General features: G+C 32.9%; 14 protein-coding genes and 2 tRNA genes. 14 read left to right on the plus strand and 2 right to left on the minus strand.

From position 1 onward, the window contains the following. The first annotated feature begins 90 nt into the window (after nt 1-90). The 14 genes from rph to CN946_RS05255 all read left to right on the plus strand — a co-directional run bounded on the left by rph (nt 91) and on the right by CN946_RS05255 (nt 16,840). Nucleotides 91-831 carry a ribonuclease PH gene (gene rph / locus CN946_RS05190; protein ID WP_098860184.1) on the plus strand — a complete coding sequence of 247 codons (741 nt, stop codon included), beginning with the start codon at nt 91-93 and terminating at the stop codon, nt 829-831. Nucleotides 832-855: 24 nt separating this feature from the next. Continuing rightward, complete coding sequence (locus CN946_RS05195; protein ID WP_098860185.1) at nt 856-1,476, plus strand: XTP/dITP diphosphatase; 621 nt, start codon at nt 856-858, stop codon at nt 1,474-1,476. Next, a complete protein-coding gene (locus tag CN946_RS05200; RefSeq protein ID WP_098860186.1) occupies nt 1,476-1,979 on the plus strand; it encodes a metallophosphoesterase family protein in 504 nt (167 codons plus the stop codon). Before CN946_RS05195 ends, CN946_RS05200 begins: the two co-directional genes overlap by 1 nt. A 235-nt stretch (nt 1,980-2,214) precedes the next feature. Continuing rightward, a tRNA-Gly gene (locus CN946_RS05205) sits at nt 2,215-2,288 on the plus strand. A gap of 3 nt (nt 2,289-2,291) precedes the next feature. Next, a tRNA-Arg gene (locus CN946_RS05210) sits at nt 2,292-2,365 on the plus strand. Nucleotides 2,366-2,561: 196 nt separating this feature from the next. Then, nucleotides 2,562-3,119 carry a DUF4240 domain-containing protein gene (locus CN946_RS05215; protein WP_098860187.1) on the plus strand — a complete coding sequence of 186 codons (558 nt, stop codon included), beginning with the start codon at nt 2,562-2,564 and terminating at the stop codon, nt 3,117-3,119. A gap of 117 nt (nt 3,120-3,236) precedes the next feature. Next, nucleotides 3,237-4,220, plus strand: a complete 984-nt coding sequence (locus CN946_RS05220) for a hypothetical protein (RefSeq protein WP_098860188.1) — start codon at nt 3,237-3,239, stop codon at nt 4,218-4,220. 414 nt (nt 4,221-4,634) lie between these two features. Beyond that, complete coding sequence (tig, locus tag CN946_RS05225; protein ID WP_098860189.1) at nt 4,635-5,915, plus strand: trigger factor; 1,281 nt, start codon at nt 4,635-4,637, stop codon at nt 5,913-5,915. A 353-nt stretch (nt 5,916-6,268) separates the two neighbouring features. Further along, entirely contained in the window at nt 6,269-7,540 is a 1,272-nt protein-coding gene (gene clpX, locus CN946_RS05230; RefSeq protein WP_098860190.1) for an ATP-dependent protease ATP-binding subunit ClpX, read from the plus strand. A 186-nt stretch (nt 7,541-7,726) separates the two neighbouring features. Next, a complete protein-coding gene (lonB, locus tag CN946_RS05235) occupies nt 7,727-9,424 on the plus strand; it encodes an ATP-dependent protease LonB (RefSeq protein ID WP_098860191.1) in 1,698 nt (565 codons plus the stop codon). A 322-nt stretch (nt 9,425-9,746) separates the two neighbouring features. Continuing rightward, complete coding sequence (gene lon / locus CN946_RS05240) at nt 9,747-12,071, plus strand: endopeptidase La (RefSeq protein WP_098860192.1); 2,325 nt, start codon at nt 9,747-9,749, stop codon at nt 12,069-12,071. Further along, a complete protein-coding gene (gene yihA / locus CN946_RS05245; protein WP_069035199.1) occupies nt 12,068-12,652 on the plus strand; it encodes a ribosome biogenesis GTP-binding protein YihA/YsxC in 585 nt (194 codons plus the stop codon). Before lon ends, yihA begins: the two co-directional genes overlap by 4 nt. An 872-nt stretch (nt 12,653-13,524) precedes the next feature. Then, nucleotides 13,525-16,320, plus strand: a complete 2,796-nt coding sequence (locus CN946_RS05250) for a DUF3289 family protein (RefSeq protein WP_176547214.1) — start codon at nt 13,525-13,527, stop codon at nt 16,318-16,320. Beyond that, the gene (locus tag CN946_RS05255; RefSeq protein WP_098860194.1) at nt 16,313-16,840 is read left to right on the plus strand and encodes a hypothetical protein; all 528 of its coding nucleotides are present in this window, start codon (nt 16,313-16,315) and stop codon (nt 16,838-16,840) included. Before CN946_RS05250 ends, CN946_RS05255 begins: the two co-directional genes overlap by 8 nt. A gap of 283 nt (nt 16,841-17,123) precedes the next feature. Here CN946_RS05255 and CN946_RS05260 read toward each other — a convergent pair whose 3' ends face one another. Then, nucleotides 17,124-18,149, minus strand: coding sequence for an ion channel (locus CN946_RS05260; RefSeq protein ID WP_098860195.1), 1,026 nt, complete (start codon nt 18,147-18,149; stop codon nt 17,124-17,126). A 47-nt stretch (nt 18,150-18,196) separates the two neighbouring features. After that, nucleotides 18,197-18,679: a hypothetical protein gene (locus tag CN946_RS05265; RefSeq protein WP_098860196.1), complete on the minus strand. Its 483-nt coding sequence runs from the start codon at nt 18,677-18,679 to the stop codon at nt 18,197-18,199. Nucleotides 18,680-18,820 lie beyond the last annotated feature (141 nt).

The following is an 18,820-nucleotide window of genomic DNA, read 5'->3' on the forward strand; positions in this document are numbered from 1 at the left end:
ATTTTATCTATAAATTACACTTAATAAGTAGAAATGAAATCACATTTTTGTCTATACTAGTATTTGGAAGATTTTGTAGGAGGAACGATCATGAAAAGAACAGATGGAAGATTAAATAATGAACTTAGACCCATAGAGATTATTACTCACTATACAAAGCATGCAGAAGGTTCTGTGCTGATCAGTATTGGTGATACGAAGGTAATTTGTAATGCAACAGTTGAGGACCGTGTACCGCCATTTTTGAGAAATAGTGGAAAAGGTTGGATTTCAGCTGAATATTCAATGTTACCTAGGGCTACTCAAGAGCGTACAATACGTGAATCATCTAAAGGTAAAGTTACTGGTCGAACAATGGAAATTCAACGTTTAATAGGAAGAGCGTTAAGAGCAGTAGTTGATTTAGAAGCACTTGGTGAAAAGACAATTTGGATCGATTGTGATGTAATTCAAGCAGATGGAGGAACAAGAACTACTTCAATTACTGGTGCATTTGTTGCGATGATGCTTGCTTTTGATAAATTAATTAAAATGGATAAATTGAAATCGTATCCTGTAAAAGATTATTTAGCAGCAACTTCGGTTGGTATTTTAGATGACCTTGGACCAGTACTAGATTTATATTATGTAGAAGATTCTGCTGCAAGTGTTGATATGAATATTATTATGACTGGAAAAGGACAGTTTGTTGAACTTCAAGGAACTGGTGAAGAAGCAACATTTTCAAGAGAAGAATTAAATGAGTTACTATCTTTAGGTGAATTAGGAATTAAATCTCTAATTGAAAAACAAAAAGAAGTGTTATTACAAGAAGGTATTAAATTTCAATAATCATTTCGAGGAGAGACTTTAAGGATGGAAACAATCATTATTGCGACAAATAATCAAGGTAAAGTGAAGGATTTTGAAGCACTTTTTAACCCGATGGGATTTCAAATTAAGTCTTTAAAAGACTTTCCTGATATTCAAGAAGTTGAAGAAACAGGAACTACATTTGAAGAAAATGCGATTTTAAAAGCTGAGTATTTAGCGAGTGAGTTACATACGCCAGTCATTGCAGATGACTCTGGTTTAATAGTGGATGCACTTGAAGGTAGACCAGGTGTTTATTCTGCTCGATATGCCGGATTACATAAAAGTGATGAAGATAATTTACAAAAAGTTTTAAGTGAACTAGTAGGAGTTTTTCCTGGAAAAAGAACTGCGCGATTTTATTGTGCTTTAGCTTTAGCGGTTCCAGGCAAAGAAACAATCACTGTTTATGGTACAGTTGAAGGGTATATTGCCAATGAAAAAAGAGGAACAAATGGTTTTGGCTACGATCCAATATTCTTTTTGCCAGAATTAGATAAAACGATGGCTGAATTAACAACAGATGAAAAAGGTGGCTTAAGTCATCGCGCTAATGCAATTAAATCATTAATGAGTGTAATAAATAAAGAAGATAAAGACTTTTTACTAAGAGGATCAAATTAATGAAAGTACTAATTGTAAGTGATAGCCATGGATTGACAAAACCATTGCAAGAAATCGCCGACCGATATCGTGACAGTGTAGATTTAATGATTCACTGTGGAGATTCAGAATTAGAAGTGAATGCTAAGGAACTAGAGGATTATAATGTTGTAAGAGGAAATTGTGATTTCAGAGGAGAATTCCCTGAAGAATTTATTCACCGTGGGAATGAATATACAATCTATGCAACACATGGTCATTTACATGGAATAAAACAGTCATTACAAAAGCTGTATTATCGTTGTAAAGAAGTTGGAGCAACAATTGCTTGTTTCGGTCACTCACATGTATTAGGAGCCGAAGTAATTGATGGTGTGCTTTTTATTAACCCTGGCAGCATTTTATTACCGAGAATGCGAAAAGAAAAGACTTATGCTATTCTTGAAATATTTGGTAAGAAAGCTAATGTTACTTTTTATAATACAGATGGAACGGAGCTTATAACAACTTCATTTGAATTATAATGAATAACAGGAGGTTAGTAGCTTATATGCTACTAACCTTATCTAAAAACAAAAAAATTTGGAGTACTAAAAGCCGGAAAACCCTAATAAACTAAGGTAATTATACAACTTTTAAATTTTTTCCTTTATTTTGGAAAAAAAGTTTTAAAATAGTGTTGACTTTAATTTGTATAGTGACTATAATAAAATATGTCGACAGGGTGATGTCGCAAAGAAATAAAAAAATAACAAATATGCGGGTGTAGTTTAATGGTAAAATAGAAGCCTTCCAAGCTTCGGTCGTGGGTTCGATTCCCATCACCCGCTCCATATGTCCTGGTAGCTCAGCAGGATAGAGCAACGGCCTTCTAAGCCGTCGGTCGGGGGTTCGAATCCCTCTCAGGACGTCCAAAAGACACTTGTTTTACGAAATGTAAAATAAGTGTCTTTTTTTGTGTTTTAACTACTTAGAAATAAAATGATGAATTACGTTTACTATATAAATTAGGATGGATTCCTATCATTTAATAGAAATCTTAGATCATCATAAAATTTATACTAGATATGTTATTCTAATATAAATAAAAGAGTGGAGTGATATAAATGAACGAAAAAGAATTTTGGAGCTTAATATCTAAAATGCATATTGTTGAAGAACCGTATGAATGGGTAATAAATCATTTAGCAAAACAATCAGAGGAAGAGATAGCTAGTTTTGAAATTCATTTTGAAACTTTTTTTTCCAAAGCGTATACCGCAAATCTTTTAGGAGCTGCATGGATCATTATGGATGGCTGTTCTGAGGATTCATTTGCACATTTTAGAGCTTGGTTAATCGGTCAAGGAGAACAAGTTTACAAGAAAACGTTAAATGACCCAGATTATTTAGCTGAATACATCTTTCCTATTTATGAAGAAGAAGGACTTACGCCAGAATTGGAAGATATGTTAGATCTAGCTTTACAAGCGTATACAATCAAGCGTAAGGGCGATGATGATTGGGATGATCAGTTGTGGAATGAGTTCAATTCACTAATTGAAAGCAAAGGCTATGATTATCCTGAACAACAATTAACGATCGATTGGAAGTCAAAAGACGAATTAAAACCTAAGTTTCCAAAGCTATGGAAAAGATTTGGTAATAAACCATTAGGGTGCTAAAGTTAAAAACTGTTTCATGCATACTTGTATCTTTAATATTTTAATTAATTTTAATTCATGATACACTTTTTCATAACTAGTTTGTGCAGGAAATAACAAATGTTAGGGGAGAGTAACATGGAAGACAATATTGTCTTTTTTCCTAAACTGAAGGATCGGATAATAAATTTAGGTAAAAAAGCATTAGAAGAAAAAAATTTTAGTAAAGCTTTAATGTTATGTGATCAATTAAAAGAAATGAATGAGCATAATTCTCAAACAGAGCTTGCTGCAGTCGCGTGTCTTTTAGAAGGGAATCGGGCCAGGGAAGCTAAGGAAAGATGTGAGGATTTAGTTTTCGGGCCATTTGAGAGTGATGAAGCAATTGAAGTATACATAAGCATTTTATTTCAATTAAAAGAATATGAAGAATTACAAAAAAATATAAAAAGACTACTCACCCAAAAACGGATTGATGAAAATCAGATGGATAAGTTTCAGGCGATGCTCTCATTATCAAAGAAAGTAATTTCAGATCGTGAAGGCATCAAGGGTGAAATTCTTAATTTACATATGATCGTTGAAAATTCTGAGCCGATTGATAAGCAACTTGAATTAATTAATGAATTAAGAGGTTTAGATTGTAATCTTGTTATCGATCAAATTAGCGAAATATTAAAAAGCACCAAAACAAATCCGTTAATTCAAAGTTTTATTTTGTTTATTTTACAAGAACAATCAATCGATAAAGATTTTGAACTTAACAAAGTAAACCAAAGGATGATTTGGAATACATCGGTTTCAGTCGATGAACATAAAATCTTTGTAGATGCTATATTAAAAAAATTAAGTGACGTATTAGAAAGTGAAGACCCTTCTGCTTTTGAAATCGCAAAAACACACTTCCAACACTTTATAACAATTTACTTCCCGTTTATCCCAATACCAGCGGATATAAATACATGGGCTGCTTGTTTTTATTGTATCGTCCAACAATTTTTTGATCGTAGTGTAGATGAAGAGGAACTAAAAGACTTATTTAATGTAGAATATTTTCCTGTGAAAAGTGCCATTGCTTTAGTAAAACGTTTTGAAGATGAAGGATACTTTACCATAAAATGAAATTGTTGGAAAAAACATAGATGTTCCATTTGGGCTTCTATGTTTTTTTTTATGTAAAAAAAGGTATTTTAAATTGATGGAAATGGCGATAATACCGAGTTCTAATTGGAGAGAATGCGATGAGGGTCTTAGATCACGCCATACGGAAAGCGAGCAATAGGGAATAGAATTTATCGTTCTACTTTTTATAGGAACTAAACTGTTTTAAAATTCAAAATTAAAAAACCCTAATATTTTCTCCTTATAAAAATAGGAAATATTGAAACAAAAAAGGAATGTGTTATAATAGAATGGTTGTAACGACTATTTACTTAATTATACATGCATTTTCTTTATTAAAAATGGACAAGCATGTATAGTACGAAAATACGTAAACACATATATTTTTTTAGATAATTTTGGAGGGAACTAACAATGACTGCTAAATGGGAAAAATTAGAAGCTAACGTTGGTCTATTAACTGTAGAAGTTGAAGCTTCTGAAGTAGATAAAGGTTTAGATGCAGCTTTCAAAAAAGTTGTTAAAACTATCAATGTACCGGGATTCCGTAAAGGTAAATTACCTCGCCCAATTTTCGAACAAAAATTTGGTATTGAAGCACTTTACAATGATGCTTTAGATGTACTTTTACCAGAAGCTTACAGCAAAGCTGTTGTAGAGGTTGGTATTGAGCCAGTTGATCGTCCAGAAGTTGACGTTGAGCAAATGGAAAAAGGTAAAACTTTAATCTTCAAAGCAAAAGTTACTGTAAAACCTGAAGTAAAATTAGGCGAATACAAAGGCTTAGAAGTTGAAGAAATGGATGCAACTGTAACTGACGAAGACGTACAAGCTGAATTAACTACATTACAAGAGCGTCAAGCTGAGTTAGTAGTTAAAGAAGATGGTACTGTTGAAAATGGTAATACAGCTGTAATCGATTTCGAAGGTTTCGTTGATGGCGTTGCTTTCGAAGGCGGAAAAGGTGAAAACTATCCACTAGAAATCGGTTCAGGTTCTTTCATTCCTGGATTTGAAGAAGCTTTAATCGGCACTAAATCTGGTGTAGAAACTGATGTTAATGTAACATTCCCAGAAGAATACCACAGTGCTGAATTAGCAGGAAAAGCTGCTACTTTCAAAGTAACTGTTCATGAAATTAAAGCTAAAGAACTTCCTGAGTTAAACGACGAGTTTGCTAAAGACGTAAATGACGAAGTAGAAACTTTAGAAGATCTTAAAGCTAAAATCAAAAATGACTTAGTTGAATCTAAAAAATCTCAAGCTGAAGGTAGCTTACGTGATGCTTTAGTTCAAAAAGCAGCTGAAAATGCTGAAATCGAAATTCCAGACGTAATGTTCGAAAGCCAAGTTGACCGTATGGTTAAAGACTTTGAACAACGTATTGCACAACAAGGATTAAACTTAGAGCTTTACTACCAATTCACTGGTACTAAAGAAGAAGATCTTCGTACTCAAATGCGTCAAGATGCTGAAGCTCGTGTAAGAATCGACTTAACTATCGATGCGATCATCGAAGCTGAAAAAATCGATGCAACTGAAGAAGAAATGAACGAAGAATTAGCTCGTTTATCTGCAATGTACAACGTTCCTTCTGAGCAATTAATAACTATGCTAGGTGGAACTGATGCTGTACGTGATGATATTCAAATCCGTAAAGCTGTTGAATTATTAGTAGATAGCAGAAAAAAATAAGCGTTAAATAAACATATATTGACTTAAACAAGGCGCGAGATTTTTCGTGCCTTGTTTTTAAATAATGAAATATTTGGTAAAGTGAACTGATTCCTTTAAAATACACATATACATATGTTAGAATCTGTTATACAGATTTTAAAAAATTATTGTGGCTATACTAAAAATAATTCTTCAAAAGAAGGATTATTAGCTTAAGATTAGAATATATATATTCTAAAAATTTAAACAATTTTAGAGTAGTAATTAATTGCTTTGTTTATTTTGTATGCTATTATATAGCTACAAGATACATATTTTTGGGATTACATACATATTGAGTGTTTTTAGAAATTTTTAGAGGGAGTGAACATATGTTCAAATTTAACGAAGAAAAAGGACAGCTAAAATGTTCGTTCTGTGGGAAGTCACAGTCTCAGGTTAGAAAATTAGTTGCAGGACCTGGTGTATATATTTGTGACGAGTGTATTGAGCTTTGTACTGAAATTGTTCAAGAAGAGCTAGCAAAAGAAGAGGAAGTAGAGTTTAAAGACGTTCCGAAACCGAAAGAAATTTGCGAAATTCTTGATGAATACGTTATTGGTCAGGACAATGCGAAAAAAGCGTTATCTGTTGCTGTATATAATCACTACAAACGTATTAATTCAAATAGCAAAATTGATGAGGTTGAGTTATCAAAGAGTAATATTGCAATGATTGGGCCAACTGGTAGTGGTAAAACATTATTAGCTCAAACTTTAGCACGAATTTTAAATGTACCATTTGCGATTGCAGATGCAACTTCATTAACTGAAGCTGGATATGTTGGGGAAGATGTTGAAAACATTCTTTTAAAATTAATCCAAGCAGCTGATTATGATGTAGAACGTGCTGAAAAAGGTATTATTTATATCGATGAAATTGATAAAGTTGCACGTAAGTCTGAAAACCCTTCAATTACACGTGATGTGTCAGGTGAAGGTGTTCAGCAAGCACTTTTAAAAATTCTTGAAGGAACTGTTGCAAGCGTACCTCCTCAAGGTGGTCGTAAGCATCCACATCAAGAATTCATTCAAATTGATACAACAAATATTTTATTTATTTGTGGTGGAGCATTTGATGGCATCGAACAAATTATCAAACGCCGTTTAGGTAAAAAGGTAATTGGTTTCAGTGGTGATTCTGAAAAGAGTGATTTAAGTTCAAAAGAAATCTTAAACCATGTATTACCAGAAGACTTATTACGCTTTGGTTTAATTCCGGAGTTCATCGGTCGTTTACCAGTTTTAGCTAATTTAGAGCAACTTGATGAAGCATCATTAGTTGAAATTTTAACTAAACCAAAAAATGCTTTAATTAAGCAATATCAAAAATTACTAGAGCTTGACCAAGTTGAACTTGAGTTTGAGGATAACGCATTAACTGAAATTGCTAAAAAAGCAATTGAGCGTAAAACTGGAGCTCGTGGACTACGTTCGATCATTGAAGGGATTATGTTAGATATTATGTTTGAATTACCTTCACGTGAGGATATTCAAAAATGTATTATCTCAGCAGAAACTGTTAAAACTGGTGCAGCTCCTAAGCTTGTACTAGAAGATGGAACAGAATTAGAGTTAAAGAAAAAAGCAAATAAATTAGCTTAAGTAAGGAACCAAATGCATTTGCATTTGGTTTTTTATTTTGACTTTTTTTAGTGATTTTTTAAATCTTTCATAAATGCATAGGAACTTTACTCGAAAAACCTTGCCTTTAATTTTTAAAATTTGGTTTATCCTTCCATTTAGAGGGCGATACTAAAATTAATTTCTACTTCAGTGGAGGGGTAAAGAATGAGTTTAACAACTATTATATTATTAGCTCAATTAGCATTAGGTACAATCGTTGCATTGTATTTTATTCATTTATTAAAGGGTCAACGAACAACTAAAGTCTCGATTGACAGGGAATCTAAAAAAGAAATGGAGCAGTTACGTAAATTAAAGTCAATCTCTTTAACTGTTCCGTTAGCAGAGAGAGTTAGACCAAACACTTTTGATGAAATAGTTGGCCAAGAGGATGGAATAAAAGCTTTAAAAGCTTCACTGTGCAGTGCTAATCCTCAACATGTAATCATTTATGGACCGCCTGGTGTCGGAAAAACGGCAGCGGCTAGACTTGTATTAGAAGAAGCGAAGAAGAGCCCAAATACACCTTTTAAACAAGATGCTGTATTTATAGAATTAGACGCTACAACTGCTCGATTTGATGAAAGAGGAATTGCGGATCCTTTAATCGGTTCTGTTCACGATCCAATCTATCAAGGTGCAGGTGCGATGGGGCAAGCAGGTGTTCCTCAACCTAAAAAAGGAGCAGTAACTGACGCGCATGGAGGGATTTTATTTATTGATGAAATTGGCGAGCTTCATCCAATTCAAATGAATAAAATGCTTAAGGTACTTGAAGACCGAAAAGTTAAGTTTGAGAGTGCCTATTACCAAGAAGAAAATCCTTCTATACCAGCACATATTCATGAAATTTTTAAACACGGTTTACCAGCAGATTTCAGATTAGTTGGTGCCACAACACGATCACCAGAAGATATCCCACCGGCAATTCGTTCACGTTGTTTAGAAATATTTTTTAGAGAATTAGAACAGGATGAAATTCAAGCAGTAGCTAAACGATCTGCTGAAAAAATTGAATTAAGCCTCTCAGAAAAAGCCTTAGAATTAGTAGGTACATATGCAAAAAATGGACGTGAAGCGATTAACTTAATTCAGTTAGCTGGCGGTATGGTTTTAACTTCTGGACGAAAAGAATTAATAGAAGATGATATTGGATGGGTTGTTTCTGTAAGTCGTTTATCACCAAGACTTGTTAACAAAATTCCAGAAACTCCAACAGTAGGTTTGGTGAACGGTTTAGCCGTTTATGGAGCAAATATTGGTGCGTTACTACCGATTGAAGTAATTGCAATGAAGGCAAAAGAAATCGGTAAGGGTTCAATTACAATTACAGGAATTGTTGAGGAAGAAAGCTTAGGTAATCAAGCTAAATCCATTCGTAGAAAAAGTATGGCAAAAGGCTCTTTAGAAAATGTTACGACAATCTTACGAAAAATTGGTGTACCAATCGATGACTTTACGATTCACATTAATTTTCCAAGTGGCGCATTAATTGACGGCCCATCTGCAGGGATTGCCATGGTAGTTGGTATTTTTTCAGCGGTTAATAATGTACCAGTATTAAATACAATCGCTTTGACTGGCGAAATGAGCATTCAAGGTGATGTAAAACCAGTTGGCGGTGTTCCAGAAAAAGTAAAGGCAGCCGTTAAAGCAGGAGCAACAAAAATTATTGTTCCGAAAGAGAACGATCAAGCTACATTACATCAATATAAAGATGTAGAAATATTAGCGGTAGATCGTATAGAAAAAGTTCTCCATGAAGTTTTTAAAGATAATTGGAAATTTGAACTACCTGCTGAAACAAAAACTGATTTCCAGCAATTAACATTGTTTGAAGAGAATCAATCGCAATCTATGTAGATAAAAATAAGTGTTCGAATCATTTCATTTTGAATAAATAAAGAATACAAACTATTTTTGCATTCTATTTTTCAATGAAGTGAGCGAACACTTTTTATTTTGTAGAAATACATACTATATGATTTAATCTTATTACAAGTCTTACTTCGTATTTCTAGTCAAAAACAAGATAATCGCAAAAAACATATATTTATGTTATGTTCTAGGCAGTTGTTGATTGATTATGTCGCTTCTTTATTTCTTTTAAGGCATATCATTGTAAATGATATATATGTTAAGGTAAAATAACTAAATAGAATGAAAAACATGGAGGTGTAACGTAATGAATGTTACAAAAGAAAAAGTTGTACCCCTCCTACCTTTAAGAGGAATTAGTGTATTTCCTGCCACTATTGCACATCTAGATGTAGGAAGAACGAAATCGATAAAAGCTATACAAGAAGCTGATGAGTTAGATCATTTAATTTTTGTTGTTACTCAAATAGATGCAGATACTGAAAATCCAAAGAAAGACGAATTGTACCAGTTTGGAACTTTAGCTAAATTAACACAAAAAATTACACTTCCAAATGGCACTGTTCGTATTACTGTCGAAGGATTACACAGAGGAAAAATCAAATCAATTATTGATCAAAATGATTTCTTTACTGCAAAGGTAGAAGAATATCCAGATGTAGAAGACGAATCTAAAGAGCTTCGTGCTTTAATGAGAACTTTATTGCAGCATTTTAAACAATACAGTAAATTATCTAAGCGAATTTTGCCAGAGACTATTGCTTCAATTGTTAAGCAAGACCGCCCGGGTAAACTTGCAGATGCAATGATCGATTCAATTCCATTAAGGGAAGAAGAAAAGCAAAAAATATTAGCAACAATTGATGTTACTGAACGAATACATATTATCTTAAATTTCCTTCAAGATGAAAAAGAATTATTGAAGCTTGAAGAAAAGATAGGCTTACAAGTTAAGAAAAATATTGATAAAACTCAAAAAGAATATTTCTTAAGAGAGCAATTAAAGGTTATTCAACGCGAACTAGGTGATCGTGAAGGTAAAACTGAAGAAGTTGATAAGTTTTTAACAAAAATCGAAGAGGCAAATATGCCTGAAGAAACAAAGGAAGTAGTATTAAAAGAGTTAGCTAGATATGAGAAACTACCTCCTAATGCTGCAGAAGCAGGTGTAGTTCGTACATATTTAGATTGGATGGTAGCTCTACCATGGTCTAAGCAAACAGAAGACACTTTGGATATACATCGTTCCGAAAAGATACTGAATAATGAACATGAAGGTCTTGAAAAGGTAAAAGAGAGAATATTAGAATATCTAGCTGTTCAACAACTTACGAATTCATTACGTGGTCCAATTTTATGTTTAGCTGGTCCTCCTGGAGTTGGTAAAACATCTTTAGCGAAATCAATCGCAAACGCATTGTCTAGAAACTTTGTACGCGTTTCTCTAGGTGGCGTAAGAGATGAATCAGAAATAAGAGGACATAGAAGAACATACATCGGAGCTATGCCAGGTCGAGTTATCCAAGGTATGAAAAAAGCAGGAACAAATAACCCTGTATTCTTACTTGATGAAATTGATAAAATGTCGAGCGATTTTAGAGGGGACCCAGCATCAGCAATGTTAGAAGTTTTGGACCCTGAACAAAATCATACATTTAGTGATCATTACATCGAAGAGCCATTTGATTTATCTCAAGTTTTATTTGTAGCAACTGCAAATGATTTATCAACTATTCCAGGTCCATTACGTGATCGAATGGAGATTATTGCTTTATCTGGATATACTGAACTAGAAAAAGTTAATATAGCTAAAAAACATTTATTCCCTAAAAAATTAGCAGAGCATGGCTTAAATAAATCTACTGTACAAATTCGTGAAAGTGCATTGAGTGCAATTATTCGTCATTATACACGTGAAGCAGGAGTAAGATCATTAGAGCGAGTTCTAGCGACACTATGTAGAAAAGCTGCTAAGTTGATTGTTTCAAACGAAAGACAAAAAATAATATTTACCGATAAAAATATAGAAGAATTTTTAGGTAAGAAAACGTTCTCTTATGGTCAAATGGAAAGTGAAGACCAAATTGGTGTAGCTACAGGTTTAGCGTATACTGCATTTGGTGGAGACACACTTTCTATTGAAGTATCACTATATCCTGGAAAGGGTAAGCTAACTTTAACTGGTAAGCTAGGGGATGTCATGAAGGAGTCAGCACAGGCTGCATTTAGCTATATTCGCTCAAAAGCAGAAGAGCTGAATATTGACCAAAATTTCCATGAGAAATATGATATTCATATTCATGTTCCAGAAGGTGCGGTTCCAAAAGATGGCCCTTCAGCAGGTATAACGATGGCAACAGCATTGATTTCAGCATTAACAAATAAACCAATCCGTAAAGAGGTTGGAATGACTGGTGAAATCACATTACGTGGTCGCGTATTACCTATTGGTGGATTAAAAGAAAAAATGCTTAGTGCGCATCGTGCAGGTTTAACGACTGTTATCATACCTAAAGAAAACGAAAAAGATTTAGAAGATGTACCACCAATGGTGAAAGAAGGTTTAACTGTTATACCTGTTTCCCATTTAGATGAAGTGCTTGCGCATGCAATAGTAGGAGTGAAAAAATGAAAGTAACAACAGCGGATATTGTCATTAGTGCAGTCCGACCAAATCAATATCCAGATACACAATTTCCTGAAATAGCTTTGGCAGGTCGTTCAAATGTAGGGAAATCTTCATTTATAAATAAAATGTTAAATCGTAAGGCATTAGCCCGAACATCATCAAAACCTGGGAAAACGCAAACATTAAATTTCTTTCTAATTAATGAACAGCTTTTCTACGTTGACGTACCAGGTTATGGGTATGCTAAGGTTTCCAAAAAGGAACGAGAAGCATGGGGAAAAATGATTGAAACATATATTACAACCCGTGAGCAATTAAGAGCTGTTATTTTATTAGTTGATCTACGTCATTCACCAACAGAAGATGATGTAATGATGTATGATTTCTTAAAGCATTACCAAATCCCAGTCATTATAGTAGCAACAAAAGCAGATAAAATCCCTAAAGGAAAATGGGATAAACACGCAAAAGTAGTTCGTGAAAAGTTACAGATTGAAGAAGGGGATGAATTAATTTTATTCTCATCTGAAACTGGTATGGGTAAAGAAAAAGCATGGTCAGTAATTGATCGTATGTGTAAATAAAAAAACTGGTGGAGAACAATCCACCAGTTTTTTTATGTTTCAAACCTTTCCCTTCTGGCCTTTAATTCAATTCTCATCTGAGACTGGCTAGATAAAAAAAGCATGGTCAGCAATTGACCGTAAACTATAAAAAAGCTGGTGGGAAATTAAAAAGTAACCTATAAAATAGAAAGTTAAAAAAGTCGTATCCGTATGTTAGTTTTGTTTATAAATAGAAGAAGCAGGCTTAAAGAATTATAATTTTTTTACCATTTTTTTACATTTTATTGAACAAAAGTTTTAAAGAATTCTAACTATATATAAGTTCAATCTCTAAAGAACGTTCATTATTCATATTACTGATAATAACATTTTAGGAAATATTTACCTTTTATTCCAAATTTTTAATCTGTAAACTATTACTTAGTTATTTTTTAGGGAGGAAAGGAGAAAAATGAGTGTTTCCCTCTAGGACGATAAGAGCTATTACTGTTTTTTTAATCCTCTACAATGTTTTTTACTTTATTCTGCATTCTATGGACCACCAAAACCATCATCCCTTAACATGTTTCAAATAAACACTTGGGAGCCAAACAAGATACATTAATTTGTAAAAAGAAATACATGTCTAGTAAGTTTAAAAAGTAATGAATCTTAAATATTCGTATCACCTTACTTTCTAATTTACAGAAATTTCTGCATTCTTATTGTTTGGTATATATAACACAACCATCACATACTTTTTTAGATACCAACTTGTTGGATTACAAAATAACACTTATAAGGAGTTGATTTAATAAGTTATCTGCAGAATTTAGACAATATTTCTTTGGAACAGAACTACGATATCGTATATAGGTTAATTTACTATTTTAATAGAGGAGACTATTATGTTGGCAAATAAAGTGAGAATACTAGTAAGTTTTTTATTGATCTTTGCAATGATTCTTAGCGGATCTAGGCAAGTGGTATATGCCCAGAGTAAAAACGATGCTAATCAAGGGGGAAATACAAATTCTAGTGAGCGAAATGTGAAGCAGTGGTTAAGTGAATATGAATTCTATGAGGACACTAGAATAGCAAAAATCTATGATCAGACTGCAATAAATGAATTAAAGCGCCTCGTACCAGTCATAAAAGAAACTAATGCTAAGTTTGATCCAAAACTGGTAGCGCAAATTGATGAAACCGGAGACTTTAAACAAGGGGAAATAAATGAACTTGATACACTTCAACAATTGATTAACGAATATGAACAAGCTGTTCAAGAGGAATACATACAAGAGGAGATTCTTAAAAGCAATCGGCTTTTGGAAATCAAACATAAGCTAACCATATGTCTATGGGGGTATGTAACAAAAAACGATTTCAATGTACCAACTGAAGTATTACTTTCAGATATACTCTTTAATTTTTATTTATCTGATAAAATTGTCAATAAAAATGCTATCGGCATCTTAAAAGATATTTCGGATCAAGTAGAACACAATGGAAATAAACTAAAAGCTCATTTGAATAACGCTGTGAAAATGTCTGAAAAAGCTAATGGATTTCTAGAAAAAGATCTTGCAATCCCTGCAGCAAAATCTTATCAAAATGCATATAAACAAGTTTTATTCGGACTTGAGAAAGCCGGCTATTCAGTTAACACAAAATTCTTTGAATCTACTTCTGACACGGATGGCGACTCTATAACAGATGGAATAGAATTCCTAGAGGGAATGAATCCATTTAAAAAAGATACTGATGGTGATGGATTGCAGGATAATATTGAATATGAGGTTAGATCATTTCTTTCCCCAACAAAATATGATTCTGATCAAAATGGTGTAAGTGATGCAGATGAAGATATCGATGAAGACGAGCTAAGTAATAAAGATGAGCAAGCTTATCAAACTAATTTAATTAAGGGGGATTCAGACCAAGATGGTCTAACTGATGGATTTGAAGTACACCAGTTTGATTCATTACCTAATACACTTGATACAGAAAACGATGGGCTAAGTGATGGAGATGAATATGCACTTAAGACAAATCCGAATGCTAAAGATAGTGACAATAACGGAGTCGAGGATTCAAAAGAACTCTATACACAATCAATTAGTAAATCATTGATTCAACCTGATAAATCAGAAATTAAAAGCGTAGAAGTTGAGTTTAGAGCAAATGATAATATTAATAAAACGACTAGAATTAGTAGCACAAACAATATAAATATAAAAACAACTAAATTACAAGGTATTATTGGTTCTCCTGTAAGCATCAATACGCACTCGAAATTTGAAAAAGCAAGTATTAAGTTTACGTACGATGAAACGAAACTAGGAGACACATTGGAAGATGATCTAGCCATTATTTGGTACAACGCAGATGAAGAAATGTTTGAAAGCCCTCAAGCTGTGTTAAATACACATGAAAATACAATAAGTGTGGAAACTACTCATTTTGGGGAATTTATGGTTGTAGATAAGACAAAATGGTTGGAACTTTGGAGTAGAGAAATAGACTACTCAAAACCCAATGTTATAAATGAAATGCTGTTTCAAAAAAGTACAATGAATACAGGCATAGAAAATTATCAAGCTGAAAGCAACGAGAAATCGAGTGGCATTGTTACTAGCGATGATGACGATGGAGGGACAGATCCAAAAGATTCCGATGGAGATGGCTTATACGACATATATGAAATTGAAGGAATGAAAACACCATACGGTATATTTTACTCAGACCCTAATAAGAAAGACAGTGACGGAGATGGATTAACCGATGGTCAAGAAATGGGGGAATTAAAATCATTTACGATAGAAATTTTTGGCATTAAAATTCATTTTGAAGGTTTCTTTCCAACGAGTTTCCCAGACCGAAAAGATAGTGACGGAGATGGAAAGTTTGATAATGAGGATTTGAGACCCTTATACGCAGATTATTCCGATACAGTAGTGTTTCAGTCAGATAGACCAGAAGGCTATGATGAAAATGGAAATGTAGCGAACGATATGACAACAAATGATTATACAGAAGATGAAATAAAAGACATTAACTGGATGTTCAGACTTCAATTACTTGAATCTTATTTCCCAAGTATACTCTTTTCTGAGTTCAAAGATATGTCGACAAGCTTATTCTCAACGGGTGATATGGAAGATGTTGTTTTAGATATGATTGATCATTTTAAAGATGGAACTGGAAAAGAATATAGAAACCAGACTTTAACTAATGAAGCGAGTGAGCATGCAACAACGAAATCCTATATTGAATTTGTCAAAAATGCCTTAGTTGATGAGCTAAAGAATAATGGAGGGAATTTGACCGCACTTAAGTTTGATAAAAGTACAAAGGATACAAATGAATTTTATAATTTTGTACAGAGAAATGCTAGTTATCCGACATTTAGCACATGGGGTGATCGAATAGGTGGACTTACAATTACAGTAAATGATACTTGGGGAAATACCATCACCGTAAAAAACTATTCTGTAGAGAATAATCACTTTAAAGGAGTTATGCGTGTTCGTTTATATGATCATTTCGGGTTGGATCTGCCAGATGTTGAAAAGGTGTATGTTAACCTAGCAGGATTCCGTTCTTGGTTTGTCTTACAGCATTATGATGATTATGATGGTAAATATAAGCCATTTGTTACTGTAATGGAAATGGATGTACCATTTGAGGGGAATTTAAGTGACTAAGTTTAATTATAAAATGATAGTTTTAATGTTTGTTATATCCATACTTTTATTATACTTAATTGGATGTAATAAGAATGAGGAATCAAGTGGTGAAATAAAGATTTTTGAAATTAACAACACAGAAGAAATCCTTGGTAAAAAGAATGAACAAGATGTGCAGATTAAAAAGCATTTTATGATTCTAAATCCACCAAAAGATCTAAAAAAATTGAAAGAAATAATTGAAAAATACAGTAAGGAACATCCAGTTGATGAAGAAAAGAAAGATATAGAGGGCAAAAATAGGATTTTTGATATGTCCTTTTATAGGGAAAGTAAGGAGTTGCCAAGGGACTGGGAGCCTGATGAAGGTTACATGAATACAGATCGACTAGAACATCATAAGAATGATCTAATTGCATATATAGTTTGGTCAGATGCGAAACCACAAAAAGAATACAATGTATATGATAAAAATAAGGAAGGTCAGATAAATAAAAGGATGCGTTTTATGGAGGATCAGCTATTAAGTGATAAATAATTGATATACTAGTAAATAAGAACTGTAAATTGTGAAATTTGAACTGGAACATTCATTATAGACTGTGGACCGCTATCGTTCATAGCGGTCCTTTATTAATTTTTAATCGATTTAATATCCTCTTTAAACTTATTCCATAAAATTAAGTACTTACCTATAAGACCATTGGAGCAAATAAAATACCCTATAGAATAGACACTTAATAAAAGTCTACTATTATAGGGTATTTATAATCCGCTAGTTTTTAAATGACTTAAGTCTATTCCCTTAACACTGCTCAATCCTATTTTACTATTGCTTTTAATAAATCCTCTTCACAATAAATATATAAACGATCTGTAGAATTTAATTTATACTCTTTTAGCTTTGGAATATTTAATTGTTCATTTATCGCTAACAAAGTAGCTCCTTTTTCAAATAATTGTAGAAAGGCATCTTCATAAGTTTTCCATTCTTTATTAGGCTTTATTACGTGTATATTGCTTCCATCAAACTTTGTATTTAAAAAGTGTCTAAATATTGTTGAAGTTCCAGGGTGTAAAGTTGTCTTAGCGATTAGACGCGAAACAGATTCATATGATAATACAAAATCATCGACATTTACATGCTTAAAATTAACAATATGGCTTTCTTTCGATATTTCAACAATTGTATGAATAGGCATTTTTTTCATAGTTGATAGTGATTCGACTGCAGAAGCGATTAATAGAGTTTTTCCGTCTTTTAAAACACTATCTTCTATTGTAGAATCTGCAAATATACATACCCGTTTTGCCCCAAATATATTTGCGTTTAGTAAAGTGCTTTCGATTGAAGGGTCTCCTTGGATAAAATGAACTTGGGGATGCTCGTAAGGTGATGTTTCTAGATTTTCAATTAATACAATTTTTGCATTCGGTGAAGAATCGAATAGTTCCTCAATAGCATCTCTTGTTTTTTTAGACCAACCAATATAGATAAAGTGATCATGATCCTTATACACAATTCTTCCCTCCAACTTTAAACGATGATATTTTGAAAAGGAATCAACAGTTTTAGATACTAGTAAGCCTATAATACCGACCCCAAATATAAATAAAAACATTCCTAAGCATTTTCCTGCAACAGTTCTTGGAAAGAAATCTCCGTAGCCTACTGTCGTCAAGGTAGTCATTGTCCACCACAAACCATCAAACAAAGTTGGAAAGGTTTGTGGTTCTAAAATATGTATAGTTATTGAACCAAAAGAAACAATTAGAATAGATAGAATTAGAATTGAAACATAATTAAATGATACAAATTTTTTCCATAGTGTAAGGAAGTATAACAAAGATGTTCCTCCTTTTAAAACTGCTAGTAATGTATAAAAAAGTATGTTTATTTTTTAGAAAATAGAAGATATAAACCGATAACAGCAATCAATATTGGCCAATAGTTCTGGAAATAAGAGACCTGTGATTGGAGCGAACTAAGCATTGTTGCAAGCTTTTCATTAAAAAGGAAAAATAAAGACATAATAAATAATAGTAAACCAGGTAATAGCTCACCTTTTCCTTTTTGAGATTGCAGTAACATTCCGATTGAAATGATGAGTGTAAGAACGGACCAATGGTTTGGCCAATTTTGAAAATGTTCGATGGCATAAAAATGAATTCCAAATCCAAGAACGACAATTCCTGGGAATACATAATGAGTTTCTCTTCCTTTAAAAGCTTGAACGAGAAGTGCAATACCAGTAATCATGATCGGAGTCGTCCAAAATGTGAAAATTTGTAAAGCTGGGACTTGCCATTTTGAAATAAGATAATAAATGCCAAAGCCAATTAATAGGATTCCAATAAATAATCGATTTTTTTTCATAGCAACTCCTGTTTAACATTATTTGTAATCACTTTTATTATAAAATTATTGTATAATAAAATTTGTGTACATTTACTAGTATAAATCGGATTAAAAATTCTACAAAATATTACATTTATGATAGCATATTGAAGTAGAACA

Source organism: Bacillus sp. AFS053548 (assembly GCF_002575105.1).
In the GTDB taxonomy this organism is placed as follows: Bacteria; Bacillota; Bacilli; order Bacillales; family Bacillaceae_G; genus Gottfriedia.